Genomic DNA, 22162 nt, shown 5'->3' with positions numbered 1-22162 from the left:
GCTTGGGCGCGGGCCTATCATTGTCGCCCACTCGAATTCAGCGCCCTTCATGTCCCAAGCCCAAGACGGTTTCGCCTACAGCCCCGAGCAGTTCCAGCAGTGGATCGAGGACGCCCTCGCGGAGGCGGGCAAGCTCGGTGCCAGCGACGCCGGCGCCGAGGTCTCCGAGGGCTGCGGCCTGTCGGTGTCGGCGCGCCTAGGCCAGCTCGAGAACGTCGAGCGCAACCGCGACAAGTCCCTCGGCATCTCGGTCTACCTGGGCCAGCGCCGCGGCAATGCCAGCACGTCGGACTTCTCGCCCCAGGCCATCCGCGACACGGTGCGCGCGGCCTACGACATCGCCCGCTTCACGGCCGAGGACGAGTTTGCCGGCCTGCCCGACGCGGCCGACCTCGCGCTCGACCCGGCCGGGCGGCCCGAGCTCGATCTCTTCCACCCCTGGGCCCTCGACGCGGCCCAGGCCGCCGAGATCGCGCTGCGCTGCGAGGCCGCGGCGCTGGCCGTGGACAAGCGCATCACCAACAGCGAAGGCGCGGCCGTGTCGGCCCAGCAGTCCCACTTCTGGATGGGCAATACGCGCGGCTTCCGCGGCGGCTACGCGAGCTCGCGGCATTCGCTGTCGGTGGCGCCGATTGCCGGCCGCGGCGCCGGCATGCAGCGCGACGCCTGGTACAGCTCCATGCGCGACGCGGCCGAGCTGGCCTCGGCCGAGGCCGTGGGCCGCTATGCGTCGGAGCGTGCTCTCTCCAGGCTGAAGGCGCGCAAGGTCGCGACGGCCGAGGTGCCGGTGCTGTTCGAGAGCACGGTCGCCATCGGCCTGCTCGGCGCGCTGGTGCAGGCCACCAGTGGCGGCGCACTGTACCGCCGCACGACCTTCCTGCTCGACAGCCTGGGCAAGCCCGTCATGGCGCCGCATATCGACATCGCCGAGGATCCGCACGTGAAAAAGGGCAAGGGCAGCTCGCCTTTCGACGACGAGGGCGTCGTCACGCGCGTCCGCTCGGTCGTGCAGGGCGGTGTGCTGCAGGGCTATTTCCTGTCCAGCTACTCGGCGCGCAAGCTCGGCATGCAGACGACCGGGCACGCCGGCGGCTCGCACAACCTGCGCATGATCAGCCGCGCGACGGCGCCCGGCGACGACCTCGCGACGATGGTGCGGCGCCTGGGCCGCGGCCTGCTCGTCACCGAGCTGATGGGGCAGGGCGTCAACTACGTGACCGGCGACTACTCGCGCGGCGCCAGCGGCTACTGGGTCGAGAACGGCGAGATCGCCTACCCGGTCCACGAGGTGACCATCGCCGGCAACCTGAAGGACATGCTGCACAACATCGTCGGCATCGGCGCCGACGAGTACACGATGGGCACCAAGACCGTCGGCTCCGTGCTCGTCACGGGCATGAAGCTGGCCGGCAACTGAAGCAGCCGCCCTATCATCGAAAACCGATTCCACCGAACCGAAGCAGGAGACCCCGGAGATGATCACTCGCACCTTCAAGCCGCTCGCCGTCGCCGCGTTCATGGCGCTGGCCGGCGTGGCCCAGGCCGCCGACATCAGGCTGGGTGTGGCCGAGGCCTTGTCGGGCGGTGCCGCGCAGTACGGCCAGAGCATCCGCAACGGCTTCCAGCTCGCGGCCGACGAGATCAACGCGGCCGGCGGCATCAACGGCAGCAAGCTGGTGCTGGTCGTCGAGGACGAGCAGGGCAAGAAGGAAGAGGCGATCAACGCCTTCAAGAAGCTGATCTTCCAGGACAGGGTGCTGATGCTGTTCGGCCCCACGCTGTCCAATTCCGCGCAGGCCGCCGACCCGATCGCGCAGGCCGCCAAGACCGTGGTCTTCGGCACCTCCAACACGGCCGACGGCATCACCGCCATCGGCGACCACGTCTTCCGCAACTCCGTCACCGAGGCCGACGTGCTGCCGGTCACGCTGTCCACCGCGGTGAAGAAGCTGGGCATCAGGAAGGTCGCGGTGCTCTACGGCAACGACGACGTCTTCACGAAGAGCGGCTACGACAACTTCAAGAAGGCGCTTGAGGCGCAGAAGATCGCCGTCACGACGACCGAGACCTTCGCCAAGGGCGACGTCGACTTCAAGGCCCAGCTGACCAAGATCAAGGCCAGCGCGCCGGACGCGCTGGTGCTGTCGGCGCTGATCGCCGAGGGCGCGCCCATCATGGTGCAGGCCCGCCAGCTGGGGCTGAACCTGCCGGTCATCGGCGGCAATGGCATGAACTCGGTCAAGGTCTTCGATCTCGCCAAGGGCGCCTCCGACGGCCTGTGGATCGGCAGCCCCTGGTCCATAGAGAACCAGACCAAGGAGAACGGCGCCTTCATCGTCGCCTACACCAAGCAGCACAAGGCCGCGCCCGACCAGTTCGCGGCCCAGGCCTATGACGCGATGTACATCGCGGCCCAGGCGCTGAAGAAGGTCAAGCTCAGCGGCGACCTCGCCAAGGACCGTGCCGCGCTGCGCGACGCGCTACCCGCCGTGAAGTGGGCCGGTGCCACCGGCGGCTTCAGCTTCCGCCGCGCGCTGGACAGGGCCGGCAAGCCGGCCGGCTACGACGCCGAGCAGACCGCCATCGTCAGCGTGACCAAGAACGGCCGCTACGCCATCGAGAAATAAGCGCGCCCCGCCGCAGCGGCCCGCGGCCTGCACCGCGGGCCTCCTTTTTTCAAGCTCACGACGTGCTCGAACAGCAGCTCTTCAATGCCCTCTCGCTCGGCAGCGTCTACGCGCTGTTCGCGCTCGGCTTCACGCTGGTCTTCGGTGTGCTGGGCGTCGTCAACCTGTCGCATGGCGCCGTCTTCATGGTCGGCGCCTACGCGGCGCTGCAGGCCGTCACGCGGCTGAACCTGCCGCTGGCCGGGGCGCTGGCCGTGGCCTTCCTCGCGTCGGGCCTGCTGGGGCTGCTCATCGACCTGCTCGTGCTGCGGCCGCTGCGGGCGCGCAATGCGCCGCATCTGATCCCGATGATCGCCACCATCGGTCTCGCCATCGCGCTGAACAGCCTGGCACAGGGCCTCTTCGGCGCCGAGAACCTGCGCTTCCCGGCCGAGGTGCTGCCGCAGCAGACGCTGACCCTCGGTGGCCTGCACGTGACCCTGCTGGAGCTGGGCATCATCGCGCTGTCCTTCGGCCTGATGGCCGTGCTGCTGCTGGTGCTGCGCGGCACCCAGCTCGGCCGGGCGCTGCGCGCGATCGCCGAGTCGCCCAGGGCGGCGGCGCTGCTGGGCATCAACGTCGGCGGGCTGTTCATGCTGACCAGCTTCTTCGCCGCCGGCCTGGGCGGCGTGGCCGGCGTGCTGATCGGCCTGTACTCGAACGCGCTGTTCCCGCTGATGGGCCAGCCCATCCTGCACAAGGGCATCGCCGTCATCATCCTGGGCGGCATGGGCGACATCCGCGGTGCGATGCTGGCCGGCCTCTTCCTGGGCTTTGCCGAGGTGCTGTCGGTGGCCTATATCGGCTCGACGATGCGCGACGCCGTCGGCTTCGGCCTGCTGTTCGCCGTGCTGCTGCTGCGGCCCAAGGGCCTGTTCGGCACCACCAACGAGCGGAAAGTCTGATGGAAGCCTTCGACAGCTTCTGGGCCGTCTACAGCAACCTGGTGCTGACGCTGGGCACCAACTCGCTGCTGGCCCTGTCCATCTACCTGACCCTGTCCTGCGGCATGCTGGCCATGGCGAACGCGGCCTTCATGGGCATCGGCGCCTACACGGCCGCGCTGCTGACGATGAACGCCGGTATGCCCTTCCCGGTCGCGCTGGCCGGCGGCATGGTCGCGCCCGCCGTGGTGGCGCTGCTGATCGGCGGGCCGACGCTGCGGCTGTCGGGCGTCTACCTGGCGATGGCGACGCTGGCCTTCGGCGAGGTGGTGCGCATCTTCGTGCTGAACACCGAGGGCTGGACCGGCGGCGCGCTGGGCCTGAACGGCATCCCGCCGCAGACCGAGTGGTGGCATGTCGCCCTCGCCCTGGCCCTGGCCTGCTCCGTGCTGGCCCTGCTGCGCCGCTCCAAGGTCGGGCGCGCCTTCGAGGCCATCAAGCTCGACGAGACGGCCGCCGGGCTGATGGGCATAGCCGTCAACGCCCACAAGATGCTGGCCTTCGTGCTGGGCGCCATGCTCGCGGGCCTGGCCGGCGCGCTGAACGCCCACCTGACCTTCTTCATCGGCCCCAACGAATACGGCTTCGACCGCGGCGTGGAGATCATGACCATGACCATCCTCGGCGGCATCAATGGCCTGATGGGGCCGATTTCCGGCGCCGTCATCCTGACGCTGCTGCCCGAGCTGCTGCGCGGCCTGGCCGACTTCCGCAACGTCGTGAACGGGCTGATCCTGGTCGGCATCGTGCTCTTCCTGCCGCGCGGGTTGTGGGACCCGGCGCGCGTGCGCGCGCTGCTGGCACGGCGGGGTTGACGACGATGCTGAAGCTGCAATCGGTCTCGCGTCATTTCGGCGGCCTCAAGGTGCTGCAGGACGTCAGCTTCGAGGTGCCGCAGGGCGGCATCTTCGGCCTGATCGGCCCCAACGGCGCGGGCAAGACCACGGTGGTCAACCTCGTCACCGGCCTGCTGCCGCCCACGTCGGGAGACATCCTCTTCAACGGCGCGAGCCTCGTCGGCCGCAAGCCGCACCGCATCACGACGGGCGGCATCGCGCGCACCTTCCAGAACATCCGCGTCTTCAAGGAGATGACGCTGCTGGAGAACGTCATCGTCGGCATGCACGGCCGCCTGGGCTATGGTGCGGCCGCCCTGCTGCTGCGCCTGCCGGCCTTTCGTGCCGCCGAGCGCGCCGCGCGTGACCGCGCCCGCGAGCTGCTGTCGTGGATGAAGCTGGACCACAAGGCCGACGACATCGCCGACAAGCTCAGCTACGGCGAGCAGCGCAAGCTCGAACTGGCGCGCGCGCTGGCCACCGAGCCCAGGCTGCTGCTGCTGGACGAGCCCGTGGCTGGCATGAACGGCACCGAGAAGGCCGAGCTGATGGCCGAGATCCGCAACATCCAGGCGCGCGGCTACACCATCTTCATGATCGAGCACGACATGCGCTTCGTGATGGGCCTGTGCGAGCACATCGCCGTGCTGAACTTCGGCCGCATCATTGCCGAGGGCGGGCCGGATGCCGTGCGCAACGATCCGCAGGTCATCGAGGCCTATCTGGGGCGCGACGACGATGAATGAGCCTCTGCTGAGCGTGCGCGGCCTGGCCGTCAACTACGGTCACGTCGAGGCGGTGCGCGGCATCGATCTCGACCTGCACGCCGGCGAGATCACGACGCTGGTGGGCGCCAACGGTGCCGGCAAGTCGACGACGCTGATGGCCCTGTCCGGCCTCGTGAAGAAGGCGGCGGGCAGGGTGAGCTTCGACGGCCGGGACATCTCCGCGATGGCGCCGCACCGCATCGTGGCCGGCGGCCTCGTGCAGGTGGCCGAGGGCCGCGCCACGCTGACGACGCTGAGCGTGCGCGAGAACCTGGAGCTCGGCGCCTACACGCGCCGCGACGGCGCCGCTGCCCGCGCGCGCGACATCGACCATGTCTACTCGCTGTTCCCGCGCCTGGCCGAGCGGGCCGCGCAGCTGGCCGGCAGCCTGTCGGGCGGCGAGCAGCAGATGCTGGCCATCGGCCGCGCGCTGATGGCCAGGCCGCGCCTGCTGCTGCTGGACGAGCCGTCGATGGGTCTGGCGCCCATCATCGTGCAGGACATCTTCCGCACGCTGCAGCGCATCAACGCCGAGGGGCTGACCATCTTCCTCGTCGAGCAGAACGTGAAGCAGGCGCTCAAGCTCGCGCAGCATGCCTACGTGATCGAGAACGGCCGCATCGTGCTGCAGGGCAGCGGCGGCGAACTGCTCGGCGACCCGCGCGTGCAGGCCGCCTACCTGGGCCACTGAATCAGCCGAGCTGCTGCGCCTGCACGAACAGGCGGGTCGAGCGGGCGCCGGAACGGCAGAAGACCAGCAGCGGCCGCGGCAGTTCTTCGAGCAGCTTCGCGAAGGCGGCGATCTCTTCCGGCGACTGGTAGCCGCCGGCCACCGGCAGATGGCGGTATTGCAGGCCGGCGGCCTCGGCCGCGGCCTGGATGGCGGCGGAGGTCGGCTGGTCCGGGCCGTGCTCGAAGTCCGGGCGGTTGTTGATGACGCTCTTGAAGCCCATGGCCGCGGCCTCGGCCATGGCTTCAGGCGTCAGCTGCGGGGCGGCGCAGATATCGGGTGCGATGGCTTGCAGGGGCAGGCTCATTGGGGGCTCCTTACTTGGCCAGCGCGGCCTTGACCGCGGCCGACACCGTGCTCATCTCGGCCACGCCGCCCAGAGCCGCCTTGGCGGCGGCCATGACCTTGCCCATGTCGCCGGGGCCGCTGGCGCCCAGTTCGGCGACGATGGCGGCGACCTTCTCGGCCACGGCCTCGGCGCTCAGGCGCTCGGGCAGATAGGCCTGCAGCACGGCGAGCTCGGCCGTTTCCTTGGCGACGAGGTCGTCGCGGCCCGCGGCGCCGAACTGGCGGATCGAGTCCTTGCGCTGCTTGATCAGCTTGTCGACGATGGCCACGAGGCCGGCGTCGTCCACGGTGATGCGCTCGTCCACTTCCTTCTGCTTGACGGCGGCCAGCAGCATGCGGATGGTCAGCAGACGGTCGCTTTCCTTGGCGCGCATGGCGGCCTTCATGTCTTCGGTGATGCGGTCTTTCAGGCTCATGGGGAGGTCCGGTTCAAAAAGACAAAAACCCGCGACAGCGTCCTGTGGCGGGTTTCGGAGTTCACCGGAGCTGTCCGTCTCGAAACAGGCTCCGGGTCGCGTCAGAGACGATCAGTACAGCTTCTTGGGCAGCTGCATGCTGCGCACGCGCTTGTAGTGGCGCTTGACGGCGGCGGCCTTCTTGCGCTTCCTTTCGGCGGTGGGCTTCTCGTAGAACTCGCGGGCGCGGAGTTCGGTCAGCAGGCCCAGCTTTTCGATGGTGCGCTTGAAGCGGCGCAGGGCGACGTCGAACGGCTCGTTTTCCTTGACGCGGATGGTGGTCATGTATTTCCTTCAAATTGCGCTCGGTGTTCGCGGCTGGGGCTCAGCAGCAGGTTCCGGATGACTGCCTTACCTTGGATAGGCACAGCGAATCGACGCGCGGGTTTGCCAGCAAAGCCGAGGATTGTAGCCGGGAAATCAAGGACTTGCCAAGATTTGCTCAGGCCGGCGCTGAAGCCAGAGCCATGGCCTGCGCGCAGGCGGCCGCACTGGCCCAGGCCCACTGGAAGTTGTAGCCCCCCAGCCACCCGGTCACGTCGACCACTTCACCGATGAAGTACAGGCCCGGCACACGCTTGCTCTCCAGCGTCTGCGAGCTCAGGTCCCGGGTCGACACGCCACCGCGCATGACCTCGGCCTTGCGCCAGCCCTCGTCGCCGCTGGGCATCAGCTGCCAGTCGTGCACGCTGCGGCCCAGGCGCTGCAGGTCGGCGTCGCGGCATTCGGCCAGCGGGCGGGCGGCGTCCAGCCCGGCGCGCTCCAGCCAGGCCGCGGCCAGGCGTTGCGGCAGGCGGGTGGCGAACTCGTTGCCGAGCTGGCGGCGCGATGCGGACTTGGCTTCGACGAGCTCCCTGTCCAGTTGCAGCTCGGGTGCGAGATTGATCTGCAAAGGCTGGTCGGCGGCCGTGCGGTAGCTGGAGATCTGCAGGACGGCCGGGCCGCTGAGGCCGCGGTGGGTGAACAGCAGGTCTTCCAGGAAGCGCCCGCGGGCCTTGCCGCTGCCGACCGACACCTCGACCGGCAGCGACAACCCCGCCAACGCGGCGAACGGCGCCCAGGCGTCGGCATCGAAGGTCAGCGGCACCAGCGCGGGGCGCGGCTCGACGATGGCGTGATCGAGGCGCCTGGCCAGGCGCAGGCCCCAGTCGCTGGCGCCGATCTTGGGCACCGGCAGGCCGCCGGTCGCGACGACGACGCGCGGGGTGCGCACCGGGCCATGGCCCGTGTCCAGCTCGAAGCCGCCGTCGGGCAGCGGCCTCACGTCCGCCGCGGTGCAGGGCTGCCAGCGCGTGACGCCGCCGGCCTCGCACTCGCTGACCAGCATCTGGATGACCTGCTCGCTGGAGCCGTCGCAGAACAGCTGGCCCTTGTGCTTCTCGTGGAAGGCGATGCCGTGGCTCCGCACCAGCTTGATGAAGTCCTGCGGCGTGTAGCGGGCCAGCGCAGAGCGGCAGAAGGCCGGGTTCTCGGACAGGAAGTTCGCCGGGCCGGCCTCGCGATTCGTGAAATTGCAACGCCCGCCGCCGGAGATACGGATTTTTTCAGCCAGCCTGGCGGCGTGGTCGATCAGCAGCACCCGCAGGCCCCGTTGCCCGGCCTGCCCGGCGCAGAACAGCCCCGCCGCGCCCGCGCCCACCACCACCGCATCGAAAGCCTGCATAAACCTCCCTTGAATCGGGCGGCATTGTCGCGGGGGCTCGGTCGAAACTCGGTACGATGCATTCGTCCCGGCTGGCGGGCCTTCTAGGGGGGAGGCCCGATTCATGGGGTGGCGCGGCCTTGCTGGGCCCGTCGGCGCCCCACTACAGTCCCCCTCGATACCCTCGAAAGTGCGCCGGCTTCGCGGCTCGTGCCTTGCGTCCCGATCAAAACGATTTCATGCCCATGACTGTCGCCCCGACCGCGATGCAGCCGCAGCCCGGCAGCCTGGCCCAATGGCTGGCCGCTCATGCAGAACTCGGAGGAGAGACGCTCGAAGGCCTGGTGGCGCTGATCGAGCCCCTGGGCAGCCAGGCGGCGATCAAGGCGGTATCCAGCGGCCGCTATCTGTTTGCGAGCGCTGGACTGGCGGAGATGTTCGAGTGCGCGGCCGTTGTCGGTCACACGGATGCCGAGTTGCTGAGGGCCGACGAGACGACCGCGCTGCGCCGTGTCGAGCAGACCGTCATGGCCCAGCGCCATCCGGTCGTCAGCGAGCACAAGCTGGAGATCAACGGCCGCCGCCGCGAGTTCGGCGTGACGCGCCTGGCCCTGGGCCAGGATTTCCTGCTGTCGGTCTGGCATGAGCGCACCGAGGAGCGCCACCGCGAGGCCCATCTGCAGCGCGCGCTGGCGCAGATCGAGCAGCAGCAGAACGCCATCGAGCAAATCCGCCGCGAACTGCAGCAGGGCTCGGGCCGCGACGACGCCTCCGGCCTCTATATGCGCCCGCAGTTCGACGACCAGCTGCTGCGCGAGATCGACCTGTCCACGCGCGAGCACCGCGAGTTCGCCCTCGTCGTCATCGCGCTGGATGTGACCCAGTCCGTCACCGGCCTGGGCGACGAAGCCCAGCAGCGCCTGCTCGAAGGCATGGGCCGCATGCTGCGTGCCAACACGCGGGCGATGGACTCGGCCTGCCGTATCGGGCCGCAGCGCTTCGCCGTGCTGCTGTCGGGCGTCGGCCTGGCGACGGCGCATGCGCGCATGGAGCAATTACGCCGGCAGTGCGCGGCGCAGATTGTCGTGCTGAACGGCCAGGACCTGGGCCTGTCGATCTCGATGGGCGTGTCCAGCTTCCCGCACACGGCCTCGCGCCAGGACGAGCTGATGACGGCCAGTGAAAGCGCCGTGCACGAGGCCCAGCGCCGCGGCGGCAACCAGGTCGTGCTGGCGTCGATCGCCTTCGGCTGAAAGTTGTCAGGCGGCGTGCAGCCGCTTCAGCACCGCCTGCCATTCTGCCGGCGTGACCGGCGTGATCGACAGCCGGCTGCCCTTCTCCAGCACCCGCATGGACGCGAGTTCCGGCGCCTCGCGCATCTCCTTCAGGCCCAGCAGCCGCGTGGTCTCGCGCCAGCGCACGTCGACATGCAGCCAGCGCGGCGCCTCCGGCCTGGACTTGGCATCGAAGTAGTGGCTGGCCGGGTCGAACTGCGTCGCATCCGGGTAAGCCGGGCTGCAGACCTCGGCGAGGCCGGCAATGCCGGGCTCAGGGCAGGACGAGTGATAGAAAAGCACGCCGTCGCCCATCTGCATGTCGTCGCGCATGAAGTTGCGCGCCTGGTAGTTGCGAACGCCCGTCCAGGGCAGGGTGCCGGCGCGCTGCAGGTCGAGGATGGAGGCCTCGCCGGGCTCGGACTTCATCAGCCAGTAGTTCATGGCCTGATGCTAAAGGAGGTGTCCACCGCAATCCTGGGGGCCGAGATCCTGAACACCCAGGGGTAATCAGGTGGGCGAGGTCAGCCGGACTTCGGGTTCATCTGACGCGAGACGATCACGCCCGTCCGGAATTTTCCAAGCCCTTGCTCATAGAGCATCGGATGAAGGAAATTAAAGCCCCAGAGGAAAGCGATGGACGGGCGGATTCTACGGTTTCAGAGCAGCTGCCCGTCGTGCCCGAGGGCTTCGTCCAGGCGCTTGATGAGGGCATCCATGTCGGGGCCGCCCATGGCCGGCAGCGCCGGGGCCTCGCGCGGCGCCTCGGCGAGCTGGTAGGCCAGGTTCAGTGCGGCCAGCACGGCGATGCGCTCGCGCGCCTTGACCTTGCCGGCGTCGCGGATGGCGCTCATTTCGCGGTCCACCTGGCCCACGGCCGCGGTCAGGGCGGCCTCGCCGCCTTCCGGGCAGCCGAGCAGATAGCTCTGGCCCATGATGGTCACTTCCATCTGCTTCATGGCTGTTCTTCTTCCTTCGGCGTCTCGGCCGGCAGGCGCTCCAGCAGCGCCTCGACGCGGGCGCGCGCGGCGTTCAGGCGCGAGCGCAGGCTGTCGCGCTCCTGCGTGATGGCGGTGAGCTGCACCTGCAGCAGCAGGTTGGTGCGCAGGATTTCGTCGTGGCGAAGGAGCAGGCGCTCCACGCGGTCGGTCAGGTCGGTCAGGCTGGCCATGGATGGGCTCGGGGTCAGGCGGCCGCCGATTTTAGTTGCCGGCCGTGGTCGCACTCGTCGGCGACGGCGCAGGCGCTGCACAGCGGCTTGCGCGCCTGGCAGACATAGCGGCCGTGCAGGATCAGCCAGTGGTGGGCATCGACGAGATAAGCCGCCGGCACGCGCTTGAGCAGCCCGAGTTCGACGGCCAACGGCGTCTTGCCCGGCGCGAGGCCGGTGCGGTTGCCGACGCGGAAGATGTGGGTGTCGACGGCCATCGTCGGCTCGCCGAAGGCGACGTTGAGCACGACGTTGGCGGTCTTGCGGCCGACGCCGGGCAGGGCCTCCAGCGCCTCGCGCGAGCGCGGCACCTCGCCGCCATGCCGGTCGATCAGGATCCGGCAGGTCTGCAGCAGATGCCTGGCCTTGCTGCGATACAGGCCGATGGTCTTGATGTGGCTCTCCAGCCCCTCGGTGCCGAGCGCCAGGATCTGCGCCGGCGTGTTGGCGACGGCGAACAGGCGCTTCGTCGCCTTGTTCACGCCGACGTCGGTGGCCTGGGCCGACAGCAGCACGGCCGTCAACAACTCGAAGACGCTGGAAAACTCCAGCTCGGTCTGCGGCGCCGGGTTGGCGGCCTTCAGAGTGGCGAAGAAGCGTTCGATCTGCGCGGCGTTCATGCCGGCATTGTCATGTCCGTTTGGCCCGCGCGCGGGCGAGCGCGGCCTCGATGACGGCGCGCTTGGCGGAGAGCTGGGCCGGGTCGGTGATGGCCGACGCCGCGGGCAGGTCGGCCAGCTTGGCTTCGGCCTTGGCCATCAGCCGGGCCTCGTTTTCCTCGGCCTCGCGGTGGCGGCGGAACTGGCGGAAGGCGTAGCGCTCGCGGGCCTCGTCGGCCTGGGGCAGGCTCCAGGCGGCCCAGCCGGTGGTCGTCGTGACCTCGGGCATGGAGATGCAGTCGATCGGGCAGGCCGGCACGCAGAGCTCGCAGCCGGTGCACTGGGCCGCGACGACGACGTGCATGGCCTTCGGCGCACCGACGATACAGTCCGCCGGGCAGGCCTTGATGCACAGCGTGCAGCCGATGCACCAGGCCTCGTCGATGACGGCGACGCCGCGCGTGGCTTCGACGCCATTGGCGGGGTTCAGCGGCAGCGCGGGCCGGCCGGTGAGGGCGGCCAGGCGGGCCACGCCCTCGGCGCCGCCGGGCGGGCATTGGTTGATGTCGGCCTCACCGGCCGCAATGGCGTCGGCGTAGCGGCGGCAGTCCGGGTAGCCGCAGCGGGTGCATTGGGTCTGCGGCAGCGCGGCGTCGATGCGGGCCGCGAGGTTCACGCGGCGCGTCGGCTGCGCCTGGCGGCAGGCTTGGCGACGGCCTTGAGCGGCGCGGCCTTGGGCGTCTTCTTCAGCGGCGCGGCCTCGTATTTGGCGATGAAGTCGCGCACCTCGGGGTAGACCTTCTCGCGCCAGCGGCGACCCGAGAAGATGCCGTAATGGCCCGCGCCGATGGCGTCGTAGTGGTACTGGTGGGCCTTGGGCACGCCGGCGCAGAGGTCGTGGGCGGCGCGGGTCTGGCCGGCGCCGGAGATGTCGTCCAGCTCGCCCTCGACGGTCAGCAGGGCCGTCGTCGTGATGTCCTGCGGGCGCACGAAGGCGCCGTCCACTTGCCAGGTGCCGTTCACCAGCGCGAAGTCCTGGAACACCGTCTTGATGGTGTCGAGGTAATACTCGGCCGGCATGTCCAGCACGGCGTTGTATTCGTCGTAGAAGCGGCGGTGGGCCTCGGCACTGTCGTCGTCGCCGCGCACCAGGTCGAGGAAGTAGTCGTAGTGCGAGGACAGGTGGCGGTCCGGGTTCATCGCGACGAAGCCGGTGTGCTGCAGGAAGCCCGGGTAGACCTCGCGGCCGGCGCCGGGGAAGTTGGTCGGCACACGGTAGATGACGTTGTTCTCGAACCAGTTGAAGCTGCGGTTCATCGCCAGGTTGTTGACGGCCGTCGGGCTCTTGCGGGCGTCGATGGGGCCGCCCATCATCGTCATGCTGCGCGGCGTGGGCTCGCCGGCGCTGGCCATCAGCGAGATGGCGGCCAGCACGGGCACCGTGGGCTGGCAGACGGACATCACATGGCAGTCCGCGCCGCCGACGTGGCGGATGAACTCCTGCACGTAGTGGATGTAGTCGTCCAGGTGGAAGGGGCCCACTTCAAGCGGCACCATGCGGGCGTCGGTCCAGTCGGTGACGTAGACCTTGTGGTCCTTCAGCAGCTGCTTGACGGTCTCGCGCAGCAGCGTGCTGTGGTGGCCGGACAGCGGCGCCACGACCAGCACGGTGGGCTGGTCCTTCATCTTGGCCAGCACCTTGGAGTCGTCGGTGTAGCGCTTGAAGCGCAGCAGCCGGCAGAAGGGTTTTTCAAGCGCCACCAGTTCCTGCACGGCGACGTCGACGCCGTCGACCTCGACCGACTTGATCTCGAACTCGGGCTTCTCGTAGTCCTTGGCCAGGCGGTGCATCAGGTCCAGGCCGGCGGACAGGCGCTGCGACATCGGCGTGTGCGCGAACGGCGACAGCGGATGGCTGTAGAGCTTGGCCGATGCGGCGGCGAACTCGGAGAAGGGGCTGAGCAGTGCGCGCTGGGTTTCGAAGAACTGATACAGCATGGCAAGCCTTGTACTGGGGACCGGGATGCGGCGATGGTGCCAGAAAACGCTTTCTTGGTTGTGCGGCGCAGCATGGGATTGGCGGTCAAACCGCCAATCCTGCGCACTTCAAAGCCGCGTTTCAGCCCTTGATGACGGCCGCCATCGCCGCGGCGACGGTGGGCAGATTGCCTTCGTTCAACGCCGCCACGCAGATGCGGCCCGAGTCCACGCCGTAGACGCCGAACTCGCTGCGCAGCCGCTGCATCTGCGTGGCCGACAGGCCCGAGTAGCTGAACATGCCGAGCTGCTCGGTCACGAAGCCGAGGTCCTGCGTGACGCCGGCGGCCTTCAGCGCGGCGACCAGCGCCGAGCGCATGGCCTTGATGCGCACGCGCATGCCGGCCAGTTCCTCTTCCCACAGGCCGCGCAGCCCGTCGTCGGCCAGCACCTGGGCGACGACCTGGGCGCCATGCGTCGGCGGGTTGGAGTAGTTGGTGCGGATCATGATCTTCAGCTGCGACAGCACGCGCACGGCTTCTTCGTCGCCGGTGCAGACGACGCTCAGCGCGCCGACGCGTTCGCCGTACAGCGAGAAGCTCTTGGAGAAGCTGGTGGACACGAAGAAGCCCAGGCCGGCGGCGAGGAACTGGCGCACCGCCTCGCCGTCCTCCTTCAGGCCGAAGCCGAAGCCCTGGTAGGCCATGTCCAGGAAGGGCGTCAGGCCTTTGGCCTTGACCGTGGCGACGACCTGGGCCCATTGCGCGGCCGAGATGTCGTAGCCGGTCGGGTTGTGGCAGCAGGCGTGTAGCACGACGACGGTGCCGGCCGGGGCGGCGTTCAGCGCGGCCAGCATGCCGTCGAAGTTGACGCCCTTGTTGGCGGCGTCGTAGTAGGGGTAGGTCTCGACCGTGAAGCCGGCCTGCGTGAACAGCGCGCGGTGGTTTTCCCAGCTCGGGTCGGAGATCAGTACCTTGGCACCGGGGCTGACATGCTTCAGGAAGTCGGCGCCGATCTTCAGCGCGCCGGTACCGCCCAGGGCCTGCACGGTGGCCACGTTCTTCAGCTCGGCGCCGAAGACCAGCTTCTGCACGGCCTTGTCGTAGGCGGCGATGCCGTCGATGGGCAGGTAGCCGCGCGGCTTGGGGGCGGCGGCCATCGCGGCTTCGGCTTCGCGCACGCATTTCAGCAGCGGCAGCTTGCCGTTCTCGTCGTAGTAGACGCCGACGCCGAGGTTGACCTTGCCCGGGCGGGTGTCGGCATTGAACTGCTCGTTCAGGCCGAGGATGGGATCACGGGGAGCAAGGGCGACATCGGCGAAAAGCGACTGGGACATGGCGGGATTCCTGAAAGGGCGTTGGCAGCAGGGGAACGCGGTCAGCTGGGCGGTGCGCTTAAGCTGACGGATTGCGCAGGGCAGCAATTTTGCCCGTGAACCCAGGGAATCCCCCATGCAAGAAGCCTTGAACGCCATTCCAGCCCCCGTGGGCGACATTGAGGAGCGCAAGGGCGAATTCGTCAGCTTCGAAGGCTCGCCGTTCCAGCTGTTCCAGCCTTTCCCGCCGGCGGGGGATCAGCCGACGGCCATCGCCCAACTGGTGGAAGGCGTCAACGACGGCCTGAGCTACCAGACGCTGCTGGGCGTGACCGGCTCGGGCAAGACCTTCACGATGGCCAATGTCATCGCCCGCCTGGGCCGGCCGGCCATCGTCTTTGCGCCCAACAAGACGCTGGCCGCGCAGCTCTACAGCGAGTTCCGCGATTTCTTCCCGAACAACGCGGTCGAGTATTTCGTCAGCTACTACGACTACTACCAGCCTGAGGCCTATGTGCCGCAGCGCGACCTCTTCATCGAGAAGGACAGCGCCATCAACGAGCACATCGAGCAGCTGCGCCTGTCCTGCACCAAGAGCCTGCTGGAGCGGCGCGACGTGGTCATCGTCGCGTCGGTCTCGGCCATCTACGGCATCGGCAACCCCAGCGACTACCACCAGATGGTGATGACGCTGCGCGTGGGCGACAAGATGGGCCAGCGCGACGTCATCGCCCACCTGATCCGCATGCAGTACACGCGCAACGAGATGGAGTTCGTGCGTGGGCATTTCCGCGTGCGCGGCGACACCATCGACGTGTTCCCGGCCGAGCACTCCGAGCTGGCCATCCGCATCGAGCTGTTCGACGACGAGATCGACGGCCTGGCCCTGTTCGACCCGCTGACCGGCCAGATCCGCCAGAAGATCCCGCGCTTCACGGTCTACCCCAGCAGCCATTACGTCACGCCGCGCGACCGCGTGCTGGCCGCCGCCGAGGCGATCAAGGAAGAGCTGCGCGAGCGCGTCGGCTTCTTCGTCAAGGAGGGCAAGCTCGTCGAGGCCCAGCGCATCGAGCAGCGCACGCGCTTCGACCTGGAGATGCTGCAGGAGGTGGGCCACTGCAAGGGCATCGAGAACTACACGCGCCACCTGTCCGGCGCCGAGCCGGGCGACCCGCCGCCGACGCTGGTGGACTACCTGCCCAAGGACGCCCTCATGTTCCTGGACGAGAGCCATGTGCTGATCGGCCAGTTCGGCGGCATGTACAACGGCGACCGGGCGCGCAAGACGACGCTGGTCGAGTACGGCTTCCGGCTGCCATCGGCGCTGGACAACCGGCCGCTGAAGTTCGCCGAGTTCGAACGCAAGATGCGCCAGGCCATCTTCGTGTCGGCCACGCCGGCCCAGTACGAGCAGGACAACGCCGGCCAGGTGGTCGAGCAGGTCGTGCGGCCGACGGGTCTGGTCGACCCCATCGTGGAGGTGCGCCCCGCCACCCACCAGGTCGACGACGTGCTGCAGGAGATCCGCCTGCGCGTCGAGGCCAACGAGCGCGTGCTGATCACGACGCTGACCAAGCGCATGGCCGAGCAGCTGACCGACTACCTCAGCGACAACGGCGCCAAGGTGCGCTACCTGCACTCCGACGTGGACACGGTCGAGCGCGTGGAGATCCTGCGCGACCTGCGCCTGGGCGCGTTCGACGTGCTGGTGGGCATCAACCTGCTGCGCGAAGGCCTGGATATCCCCGAGGTGTCGCTGGTCGCGATCCTGGACGCCGACAAGGAAGGCTTTCTGCGCGCCGAGCGCAGCCTGATCCAGACCATCGGCCGGGCGGCCCGCAACCTGAACGGCAAGGCCATCCTGTATGCGGACCGCATCACCGAATCCATGCGCAAGGCCATCGGCGAGACCGAGCGCCGCCGCGCCAGGCAGATCGCCTTCAACGAGGAGCACGGCATCACGCCGCGCAGCGTGCAAAAGCGCATCAAGGACCTCATCGACGGCGTCTATTCCGAAGAGGCCGGCCGCGACGACGCGAAGCTGCTGGCCGCCGCCCAGGTCGAGGACCTGTCGGAGAAGGATCTGGCCAAGCGCATGGCCCAGCTCGAAAAGCAGATGCTGGAACACGCCCGCAACCTGGAGTTCGAGCAGGCGGCCCGGCTGCGCGACCAGTTGGCGCAGCTGCGCGAGCAGGCCTTCGGTGCGCGCGTGCATGACAACATCGTGCCGCTGGACAGCGCCCGCAAGGGCGGGGCAGCGCGCTGATGCTGCAGCGCCGCAGCTAAAACCCGCCGATGCCTGGGGCTACCCGGCGCCCCTGGGACTCGCGCGATTAGTCGAGTAAAATAATCGGAAATGATTCAGTCGGCTATTGTCCCGGTCATCCCGGGTTAACCCCAAATCATTTGGCCTGGACAAATCGTGTCCGGGCATCTCGCAAAGGAGTTTTGTATGCGTCTCACCACCAAAGGCCGGTTTGCCGTCACCGCGATGTTGGACCTGGCGCTGCGCGAGAATACCGGCCCCGTGGCCCTGGCGGCGATCAGCCAAAGGCAGCAGATTTCGCTCTCCTACCTGGAGCAGCTGTTCGGCAAGCTGCGCCGCCACGAATTGGTGGAAAGTACCCGTGGCCCGGGCGGTGGCTACTCCCTCGGCCGCAAGGCCGAGAACATCACCGTCGCCGACATCATCGTCGCCGTGGACGAGGCGCTGGACGCCACCGGCTGCGGCGGCAAGGAAAACTGCATGGGCGAGGACAGCGGCCGCTGCATCACCCATGAACTCTGGACCAATCTGAACGCCAAGATGATCGAGTACCTCGACTCCGTGTCCCTGCGCAAGCTCGCCGACGAGCAGCTGGCCAAGGGCTTCGAGGTCGAGGCGGCGCCGGTCAAGCGCGCCATCTCCAGCCAGCCGGTGCTCAAGCCCATCCGCGTGACGGCGCCGAACTCCGTGTTCGCCCTGGGTGGAAATCTCAGCGGCGCGTTCAGCAAGTAACAGAACTCAAAAGTAGTCGTTCCATGGACATGACCCCGCATTTCCCGATCTACCTCGACTACGGCGCGACGACGCCGTGCGACCCCCGCGTGGTGGACGCGATGATCCCCTGGCTGCGCGAGCACTTCGGCAACCCGGCGTCGCGCAGCCACGCCTGGGGCTGGGAGGCGGAAGAGGCGGTCGAGAAGGCGCGCACGCAGGTGGCCGAGCTGATCGGCGCCGACCCGCGCGAGATCGTCTGGACCTCGGGCGCCACCGAGTCCAATAACTTGGCACTGAAGGGCGCCGCCCAGTTCTACAAGACCCGCGGCAAGCACCTCATCACCGTGAAGACCGAGCACAAGGCCGTGCTCGACACGATGCGCGAGCTGGAGCGCCAGGGCTTCGACGTGAGCTATCTCGATGTGCTGGAGAACGGCCTCGTCGACCTGGAAGCCTTCAAGGCCGCGTTGCGCCCGGACACCATCCTGGCCTCGGTCATGTACGTCAACAACGAGATCGGCGTCATCCAGGACGTGGTCGCGCTGGGCAATATCTGCCGCGAGCGCGGCATCATCTTCCACGTCGACGCGGCCCAGGCCACCGGCAAGGTCGAGATCGACATGGCCCAACTGCCCATCGACCTGATGAGCCTGGCCTCGCACAAGACCTATGGCCCCAAGGGCATCGGCGCGCTCTACGTGCGCCGCAAGCCGCGCGTGCGCCTGGAGGCGCAGATGCACGGTGGCGGCCATGAGCGCGGCATGCGCTCGGGCACGCTGCCCGTGCACCAGATCGTCGGCATGGGCGAGGCCTTCCGCATCGCCCGCGAGGAGATGGGCACCGAGAACGAGCGCATTCGCGTGCTGCACAACCGGCTGATCCAGGGCCTGTCGGGCATCGAGCAGACCTTCATCAACGGCGACCTCGAACAGCGCGTGCCGCACAACCTGAACATCTCGTTCAACTACGTCGAGGGCGAGTCGCTCATCATGGGCGTGAAGGGCCTGGCGGTGTCGTCCGGCTCGGCCTGCACCTCGGCCAGCCTGGAGCCCAGCTATGTGCTGCGCGCACTGGGCCGCAGCGACGAACTGGCCCACAGCTCGCTGCGCATGACCATCGGCCGCTTCACGACCGAGGAAGAGATAGCCTACGCCGTCAGCGTGCTGACCGACCGCGTCGCCAAGCTGCGCGAGCTGTCCCCGCTGTGGGACATGTACAAGGACGGCGTGGACCTGAGCACCATCCAGTGGGCCGCCCACTGAGGAGAACACCATGGCATACAGCGAAAAGGTCGTCGACCACTACGAGAACCCCCGCAACGTCGGCAAGTTTGAAAACGGCGACGAGGACGTCGGCACCGGCATGGTCGGCGCCCCGGCCTGCGGCGACGTGATGAAGCTGCAGATCAAGGTCAACCCGGCGACCGGCCTCATCGAGGACGCCAAGTTCAAGACCTATGGCTGCGGCTCGGCCATCGCCTCCAGCTCCCTCGTGACCGAATGGGTCAAGGGCAAGAGCCTGGACGAAGCGCTGACGATCAAGAACACGCAGATCGCCGAGGAACTGGCGCTGCCGCCGGTCAAGATCCACTGCTCCATCCTGGCCGAGGACGCCATCAAGGCCGCCGTGGACGACTACCGCGCCAAGCACGCGAATTGATATGTCGGTGACCCTGACCGAGGCTGCTGCCCGCCATGTGAAGCGCTACATCGCCAAGCGCGGCAAGGGCGTCGGCGTGCGCCTGGGCGTCAAGACGACGGGCTGCTCGGGCCTGGCCTACAAGCTCGAATACGCCGACGAGGTCGCGCCCGAGGACGTCGTCTTCGAGGGCCACGAGGTCAAGATCCTGATCGACCCCAAGAGCCTGCCCTACCTCGACGGCACCGAGCTGGACTTCGTGCGCGAAGGCCTGAACGAAGGCTTCAAGTTCCGCAACCCGCGCGAGAAGGATCGCTGCGGCTGCGGCGAATCCTTCCGTGTCTGACAAGGGCAGGGTTCTGGCTGAGCGCGGCATTGGCCGCGCTTTTTACTTTCTCGCCGCAGCATGCGACTGACCGACAACGACTTCCAGCTCTTCGGCCTGCCTGAAACCCAGGCACAGTCGCGCGCCGACATCGACGCGCGCTGGAAGGCGCTGCAGGCCGAGGTCCATCCCGACCGCTTCGCCGCTGAAGGCGCCGCCGCCCAGCGCGTGGCCATGCAATGGGCCATGCGCGTCAACGAGGCCTACCAGCGCCTGAAGGATCCGCTCAAGCGGGCGGCCTATCTGTGCGGGCTGCGCGGCGCGCCGGTGCAGGCCGAGAACAACACGGCCATGCCCGCAGCCTTCCTGATGCAGCAGATGGAATGGCGCGAGGCGCTGGACGACGCGGGCGACGAGTCCGCGCTCGAAGCTCTCGACGACGATGCGGCACAGGCCGAGGCCGCCGCGCTGGCCCAGGCCCAGCGCCTGCTCGATGACAACCACGACGCGCCGGCCGCCGCCGCGCAGGTGAGGGCGCTGATGTTCATCCAGCGTTTCCGCACCGATATCGACCAGCGCCTCGCCGCGCTCGACGCCTGACCATGGCACTTCTCCAGATTTCCGAACCCGGCGCGTCGCCCGACCCGCACCAGCGCCGCATCGCCGTCGGCATCGACCTCGGCACGACGCATTCCCTCGTCGCCGCCGTGCGCCACGGCGTGGCCGAATGCCTGCCCGACGGGCTGGGGCGCGTGATCCTGCCGTCGGCCGTGCGCTATCTGCCCGAAGGCCGCCGCCAGATCGGCGCCGACGCTCTGGCAGCCCAGGCCGAAGACCCCGAGAACACCATCGTCTCGGTCAAGCGCTTCATGGGCCGCGCCGTGGCCGACGTGGCCAACCGCGAGCGCCTGCCCTACCGCTTCGAGGACCGCCCCGGCATGCTGGCCCTCGCGACGCGTGACGGCGCGAAGAGCCCCGTCGAGGTGTCGGCCGAGATCCTGGCGACGCTGCGCTTCCGCGCCGAGGACAGCTTCGTCGACGACCTGTTCGGCGCCGTCATCACCGTGCCGGCCTATTTCGACGACGCCCAGCGTCAGGCCACCAAGGATGCCGCCGAGCTGGCCGGCCTGAAGGTGCTGCGCCTCATCAACGAGCCCACGGCCGCGGCCATTGCCTACGGCCTGGACAACGCCAGCGAAGGCCTCTATGCGGTCTACGACCTGGGCGGCGGCACCTTCGACATCTCGCTGCTGCGCCTGACGCGCGGCGTCTTCGAGGTCGTGGCGACCGGCGGCGATGCGGCCCTGGGTGGCGACGACTTCGACCGTGCGCTGGCCGACTGGGCGCTGGGCTGCCGCGCCGTCGAGTCCGCTCACGACAAACGTGCCGTGCTCGTCGCCGCGCGTGCGGCCAAGGAGGCGCTGTCGGACGCCGATGCGGCCGAACTCGTCGCCGCGCTGGATGCCGGCGAACTGCGCGTGACGGTCACGCGTGCGCAATTCGAGGCACTGGCCCAGCCTCTGATCGCCAAGACGCTGTCGTCCGTGAAGCGCGTGCTGCGCGACGCCAAGGTCAAGGCTGCGGACGTGCAGGGCACGGTCATGGTCGGCGGCTCGACGCGCATGCCCATCGTGCGCCGCGCCGTCGGTGAGCTGTTCGGCCGCGAGGTCTTGACCAATCTGAACCCGGACGAGGTCGTCGCTCTCGGCGCCGCCATCCAGGCCAACCAGCTCGCCGGCAACGCCGCCGATGGCGAGATCCTGTTGCTGGACGTGATCCCGCTGTCACTGGGTCTGGAAACCATGGGCGGCCTGGTCGAGCGCGTCATCGAGCGCAACTCGACCATCCCCGTCGCCAAGGCCCAGGACTTCACGACCTTCAAGGACGGCCAGACCGCCATGGCCATCCACGTCGTGCAGGGCGAGCGCGAGCTGGTCAGCGAATGCCGTTCGCTGGCGCGCTTCGAGCTGCGCGGCATCCCGCCGATGGCCGCCGGCGCGGCGCGCATCCGTGTCAGCTTCCAGGTCGATGCGGACGGGCTGCTCAGCGTGTCCGCCGAGGAGCTGACCTCCGGCGCGCAGGCGGCCATCACCGTCAAGCCCAGCTACGGCCTGTCCGACGACCAGATCGCCGGCATGCTGAAGGATGGTTTCGCCAGTGCCGACGCCGACATGGCCGCGCGCAAGCTGCGCGAGGCCAAGGTGGAGGCCGAGCGCATGGTCCTCGCGACCCACAGCGCGCTCGCGGCCGATGGCGACCTGCTGCCCGAGGCCGAGCGCGAAGCGCTCGAAGCCCGGCTGGCGGCGCTGGCGCGGATGGACGGCGATGCCGACGCCATCGACGCCGCCGTGAAAGCGCTGGCCGAGGCCACCGAAGGCTTCGCCGCCGAACGCATGAACCGCTCCATCGCCCGCGCCCTGACGGGCCGCGATGTCAGCCAGCTCTGAGACTCACAC

At 68.5% G+C, this 22162-nt stretch carries 25 protein-coding genes; 14 read left to right on the top strand and 11 right to left on the bottom strand.

Translation table 11 applies throughout. The features are described 5' to 3' along the window. The first annotated feature begins 49 nt into the window (after positions 1-49). From pmbA to NYP07_RS11380, 6 genes are all read left to right on the top strand, one after another. The gene (pmbA, locus tag NYP07_RS11405; RefSeq protein ID WP_268150467.1) at positions 50-1417 is read left to right on the top strand and encodes a metalloprotease PmbA; all 1368 of its coding nucleotides are present in this window, start codon (positions 50-52) and stop codon (positions 1415-1417) included. A gap of 58 nt (positions 1418-1475) precedes the next feature. After that, complete coding sequence (locus NYP07_RS11400) at positions 1476-2627, top strand: ABC transporter substrate-binding protein (RefSeq protein ID WP_378989890.1); 1152 nt, start codon at positions 1476-1478, stop codon at positions 2625-2627. Between the two features lie 62 nt (positions 2628-2689). Beyond that, entirely contained in the window at positions 2690-3571 is an 882-nt protein-coding gene (locus tag NYP07_RS11395; protein ID WP_268150465.1) for a branched-chain amino acid ABC transporter permease, read from the top strand. After that, complete coding sequence (locus NYP07_RS11390; RefSeq protein ID WP_268150463.1) at positions 3571-4425, top strand: branched-chain amino acid ABC transporter permease; 855 nt, start codon at positions 3571-3573, stop codon at positions 4423-4425. The genes NYP07_RS11395 and NYP07_RS11390 overlap by 1 nt, the downstream gene beginning before the upstream one ends. Before the next feature lie 5 nt (positions 4426-4430). Beyond that, complete coding sequence (locus NYP07_RS11385) at positions 4431-5192, top strand: ABC transporter ATP-binding protein (RefSeq protein ID WP_268150461.1); 762 nt, start codon at positions 4431-4433, stop codon at positions 5190-5192. Continuing rightward, positions 5185-5904, top strand: coding sequence for an ABC transporter ATP-binding protein (locus NYP07_RS11380; RefSeq protein WP_268150460.1), 720 nt, complete (start codon positions 5185-5187; stop codon positions 5902-5904). Before NYP07_RS11385 ends, NYP07_RS11380 begins: the two co-directional genes overlap by 8 nt. Position 5905: 1 nt before the next feature. On the opposite strand, the gene NYP07_RS11375 is transcribed toward NYP07_RS11380, so the two are convergent. The 4 genes from NYP07_RS11375 to NYP07_RS11360 all read right to left on the bottom strand — a co-directional run bounded on the left by NYP07_RS11375 (position 5906) and on the right by NYP07_RS11360 (position 8409). Then, complete coding sequence (locus NYP07_RS11375) at positions 5906-6250, bottom strand: TIGR01244 family sulfur transferase (protein ID WP_268150458.1); 345 nt, start codon at positions 6248-6250, stop codon at positions 5906-5908. Between the two features lie 10 nt (positions 6251-6260). Further along, positions 6261-6707, bottom strand: coding sequence for a GatB/YqeY domain-containing protein (locus NYP07_RS11370; RefSeq protein WP_268150456.1), 447 nt, complete (start codon positions 6705-6707; stop codon positions 6261-6263). A gap of 111 nt (positions 6708-6818) precedes the next feature. After that, positions 6819-7031, bottom strand: a complete 213-nt coding sequence (gene rpsU, locus NYP07_RS11365) for a 30S ribosomal protein S21 (RefSeq protein WP_012346814.1) — start codon at positions 7029-7031, stop codon at positions 6819-6821. Positions 7032-7188: 157 nt separating this feature from the next. Further along, positions 7189-8409, bottom strand: a complete 1221-nt coding sequence (locus NYP07_RS11360) for a BaiN/RdsA family NAD(P)/FAD-dependent oxidoreductase (protein WP_268150436.1) — start codon at positions 8407-8409, stop codon at positions 7189-7191. Positions 8410-8633: 224 nt separating this feature from the next. Between NYP07_RS11360 and NYP07_RS11355 the strand changes: the two genes are divergently transcribed. Then, complete coding sequence (locus NYP07_RS11355; RefSeq protein ID WP_268150435.1) at positions 8634-9641, top strand: GGDEF domain-containing protein; 1008 nt, start codon at positions 8634-8636, stop codon at positions 9639-9641. A 6-nt stretch (positions 9642-9647) separates the two neighbouring features. Here NYP07_RS11355 and NYP07_RS11350 read toward each other — a convergent pair whose 3' ends face one another. The 7 genes from NYP07_RS11350 to NYP07_RS11320 form a co-directional block, all read right to left on the bottom strand. After that, positions 9648-10106, bottom strand: coding sequence for an EVE domain-containing protein (locus NYP07_RS11350; protein ID WP_268150434.1), 459 nt, complete (start codon positions 10104-10106; stop codon positions 9648-9650). A gap of 215 nt (positions 10107-10321) precedes the next feature. Next, positions 10322-10621, bottom strand: a complete 300-nt coding sequence (locus NYP07_RS11345; RefSeq protein ID WP_268150433.1) for a cell division protein ZapA — start codon at positions 10619-10621, stop codon at positions 10322-10324. Further along, positions 10618-10833 carry a DUF904 domain-containing protein gene (locus NYP07_RS11340; RefSeq protein WP_132570269.1) on the bottom strand — a complete coding sequence of 72 codons (216 nt, stop codon included), beginning with the start codon at positions 10831-10833 and terminating at the stop codon, positions 10618-10620. Before NYP07_RS11340 ends, NYP07_RS11345 begins: the two co-directional genes overlap by 4 nt. A gap of 14 nt (positions 10834-10847) precedes the next feature. After that, positions 10848-11492: an endonuclease III gene (gene nth, locus NYP07_RS11335; protein WP_268150432.1), complete on the bottom strand. Its 645-nt coding sequence runs from the start codon at positions 11490-11492 to the stop codon at positions 10848-10850. A gap of 10 nt (positions 11493-11502) precedes the next feature. After that, positions 11503-12147, bottom strand: coding sequence for an electron transport complex subunit RsxB (gene rsxB, locus NYP07_RS11330; protein WP_268150431.1), 645 nt, complete (start codon positions 12145-12147; stop codon positions 11503-11505). Beyond that, the gene (locus tag NYP07_RS11325) at positions 12144-13469 is read right to left on the bottom strand and encodes a polyhydroxyalkanoate depolymerase (protein WP_268150429.1); all 1326 of its coding nucleotides are present in this window, start codon (positions 13467-13469) and stop codon (positions 12144-12146) included. Before NYP07_RS11325 ends, rsxB begins: the two co-directional genes overlap by 4 nt. A gap of 121 nt (positions 13470-13590) precedes the next feature. After that, positions 13591-14784, bottom strand: coding sequence for an amino acid aminotransferase (locus NYP07_RS11320; RefSeq protein ID WP_268150427.1), 1194 nt, complete (start codon positions 14782-14784; stop codon positions 13591-13593). Between the two features lie 115 nt (positions 14785-14899). Here NYP07_RS11320 and uvrB point away from each other — a divergent pair, with 115 nt between their 5' ends. The 7 genes from uvrB (at position 14900) to hscA (ending at position 22153) form a co-directional block, all read left to right on the top strand. Then, positions 14900-17029, top strand: coding sequence for an excinuclease ABC subunit UvrB (gene uvrB, locus NYP07_RS11315; protein WP_268150425.1), 2130 nt, complete (start codon positions 14900-14902; stop codon positions 17027-17029). 186 nt (positions 17030-17215) lie between these two features. Next, positions 17216-17761: a Fe-S cluster assembly transcriptional regulator IscR gene (iscR, locus tag NYP07_RS11310; RefSeq protein ID WP_268150423.1), complete on the top strand. Its 546-nt coding sequence runs from the start codon at positions 17216-17218 to the stop codon at positions 17759-17761. A gap of 23 nt (positions 17762-17784) precedes the next feature. Further along, positions 17785-19005: an IscS subfamily cysteine desulfurase gene (locus tag NYP07_RS11305; RefSeq protein WP_268150421.1), complete on the top strand. Its 1221-nt coding sequence runs from the start codon at positions 17785-17787 to the stop codon at positions 19003-19005. Positions 19006-19015: 10 nt separating this feature from the next. Then, positions 19016-19402 (top strand): Fe-S cluster assembly scaffold IscU, encoded by a 387-nt coding sequence (gene iscU / locus NYP07_RS11300; RefSeq protein ID WP_268150419.1) that lies wholly within the window; start codon positions 19016-19018, stop codon positions 19400-19402. Position 19403: 1 nt separating this feature from the next. Beyond that, positions 19404-19727, top strand: a complete 324-nt coding sequence (gene iscA, locus NYP07_RS11295; RefSeq protein ID WP_088481289.1) for an iron-sulfur cluster assembly protein IscA — start codon at positions 19404-19406, stop codon at positions 19725-19727. Positions 19728-19787: 60 nt separating this feature from the next. After that, on the top strand, positions 19788-20306 hold the full coding sequence (gene hscB / locus NYP07_RS11290) for a Fe-S protein assembly co-chaperone HscB (protein ID WP_268150417.1): 519 nt from the start codon (positions 19788-19790) through the stop codon (positions 20304-20306). Between the two features lie 2 nt (positions 20307-20308). Next, positions 20309-22153 carry a Fe-S protein assembly chaperone HscA gene (gene hscA, locus NYP07_RS11285; protein WP_268150415.1) on the top strand — a complete coding sequence of 615 codons (1845 nt, stop codon included), beginning with the start codon at positions 20309-20311 and terminating at the stop codon, positions 22151-22153. Positions 22154-22162 lie beyond the last annotated feature (9 nt).

The organism is Pelomonas aquatica (assembly GCF_026712205.1).
Classification (GTDB): domain Bacteria; phylum Pseudomonadota; class Gammaproteobacteria; order Burkholderiales; family Burkholderiaceae_C; genus Pelomonas; species Pelomonas aquatica.
The sequence above is the reverse complement of the archived record's forward strand: the minus strand, read 5'-3'. Positions and strand labels throughout refer to the sequence as shown.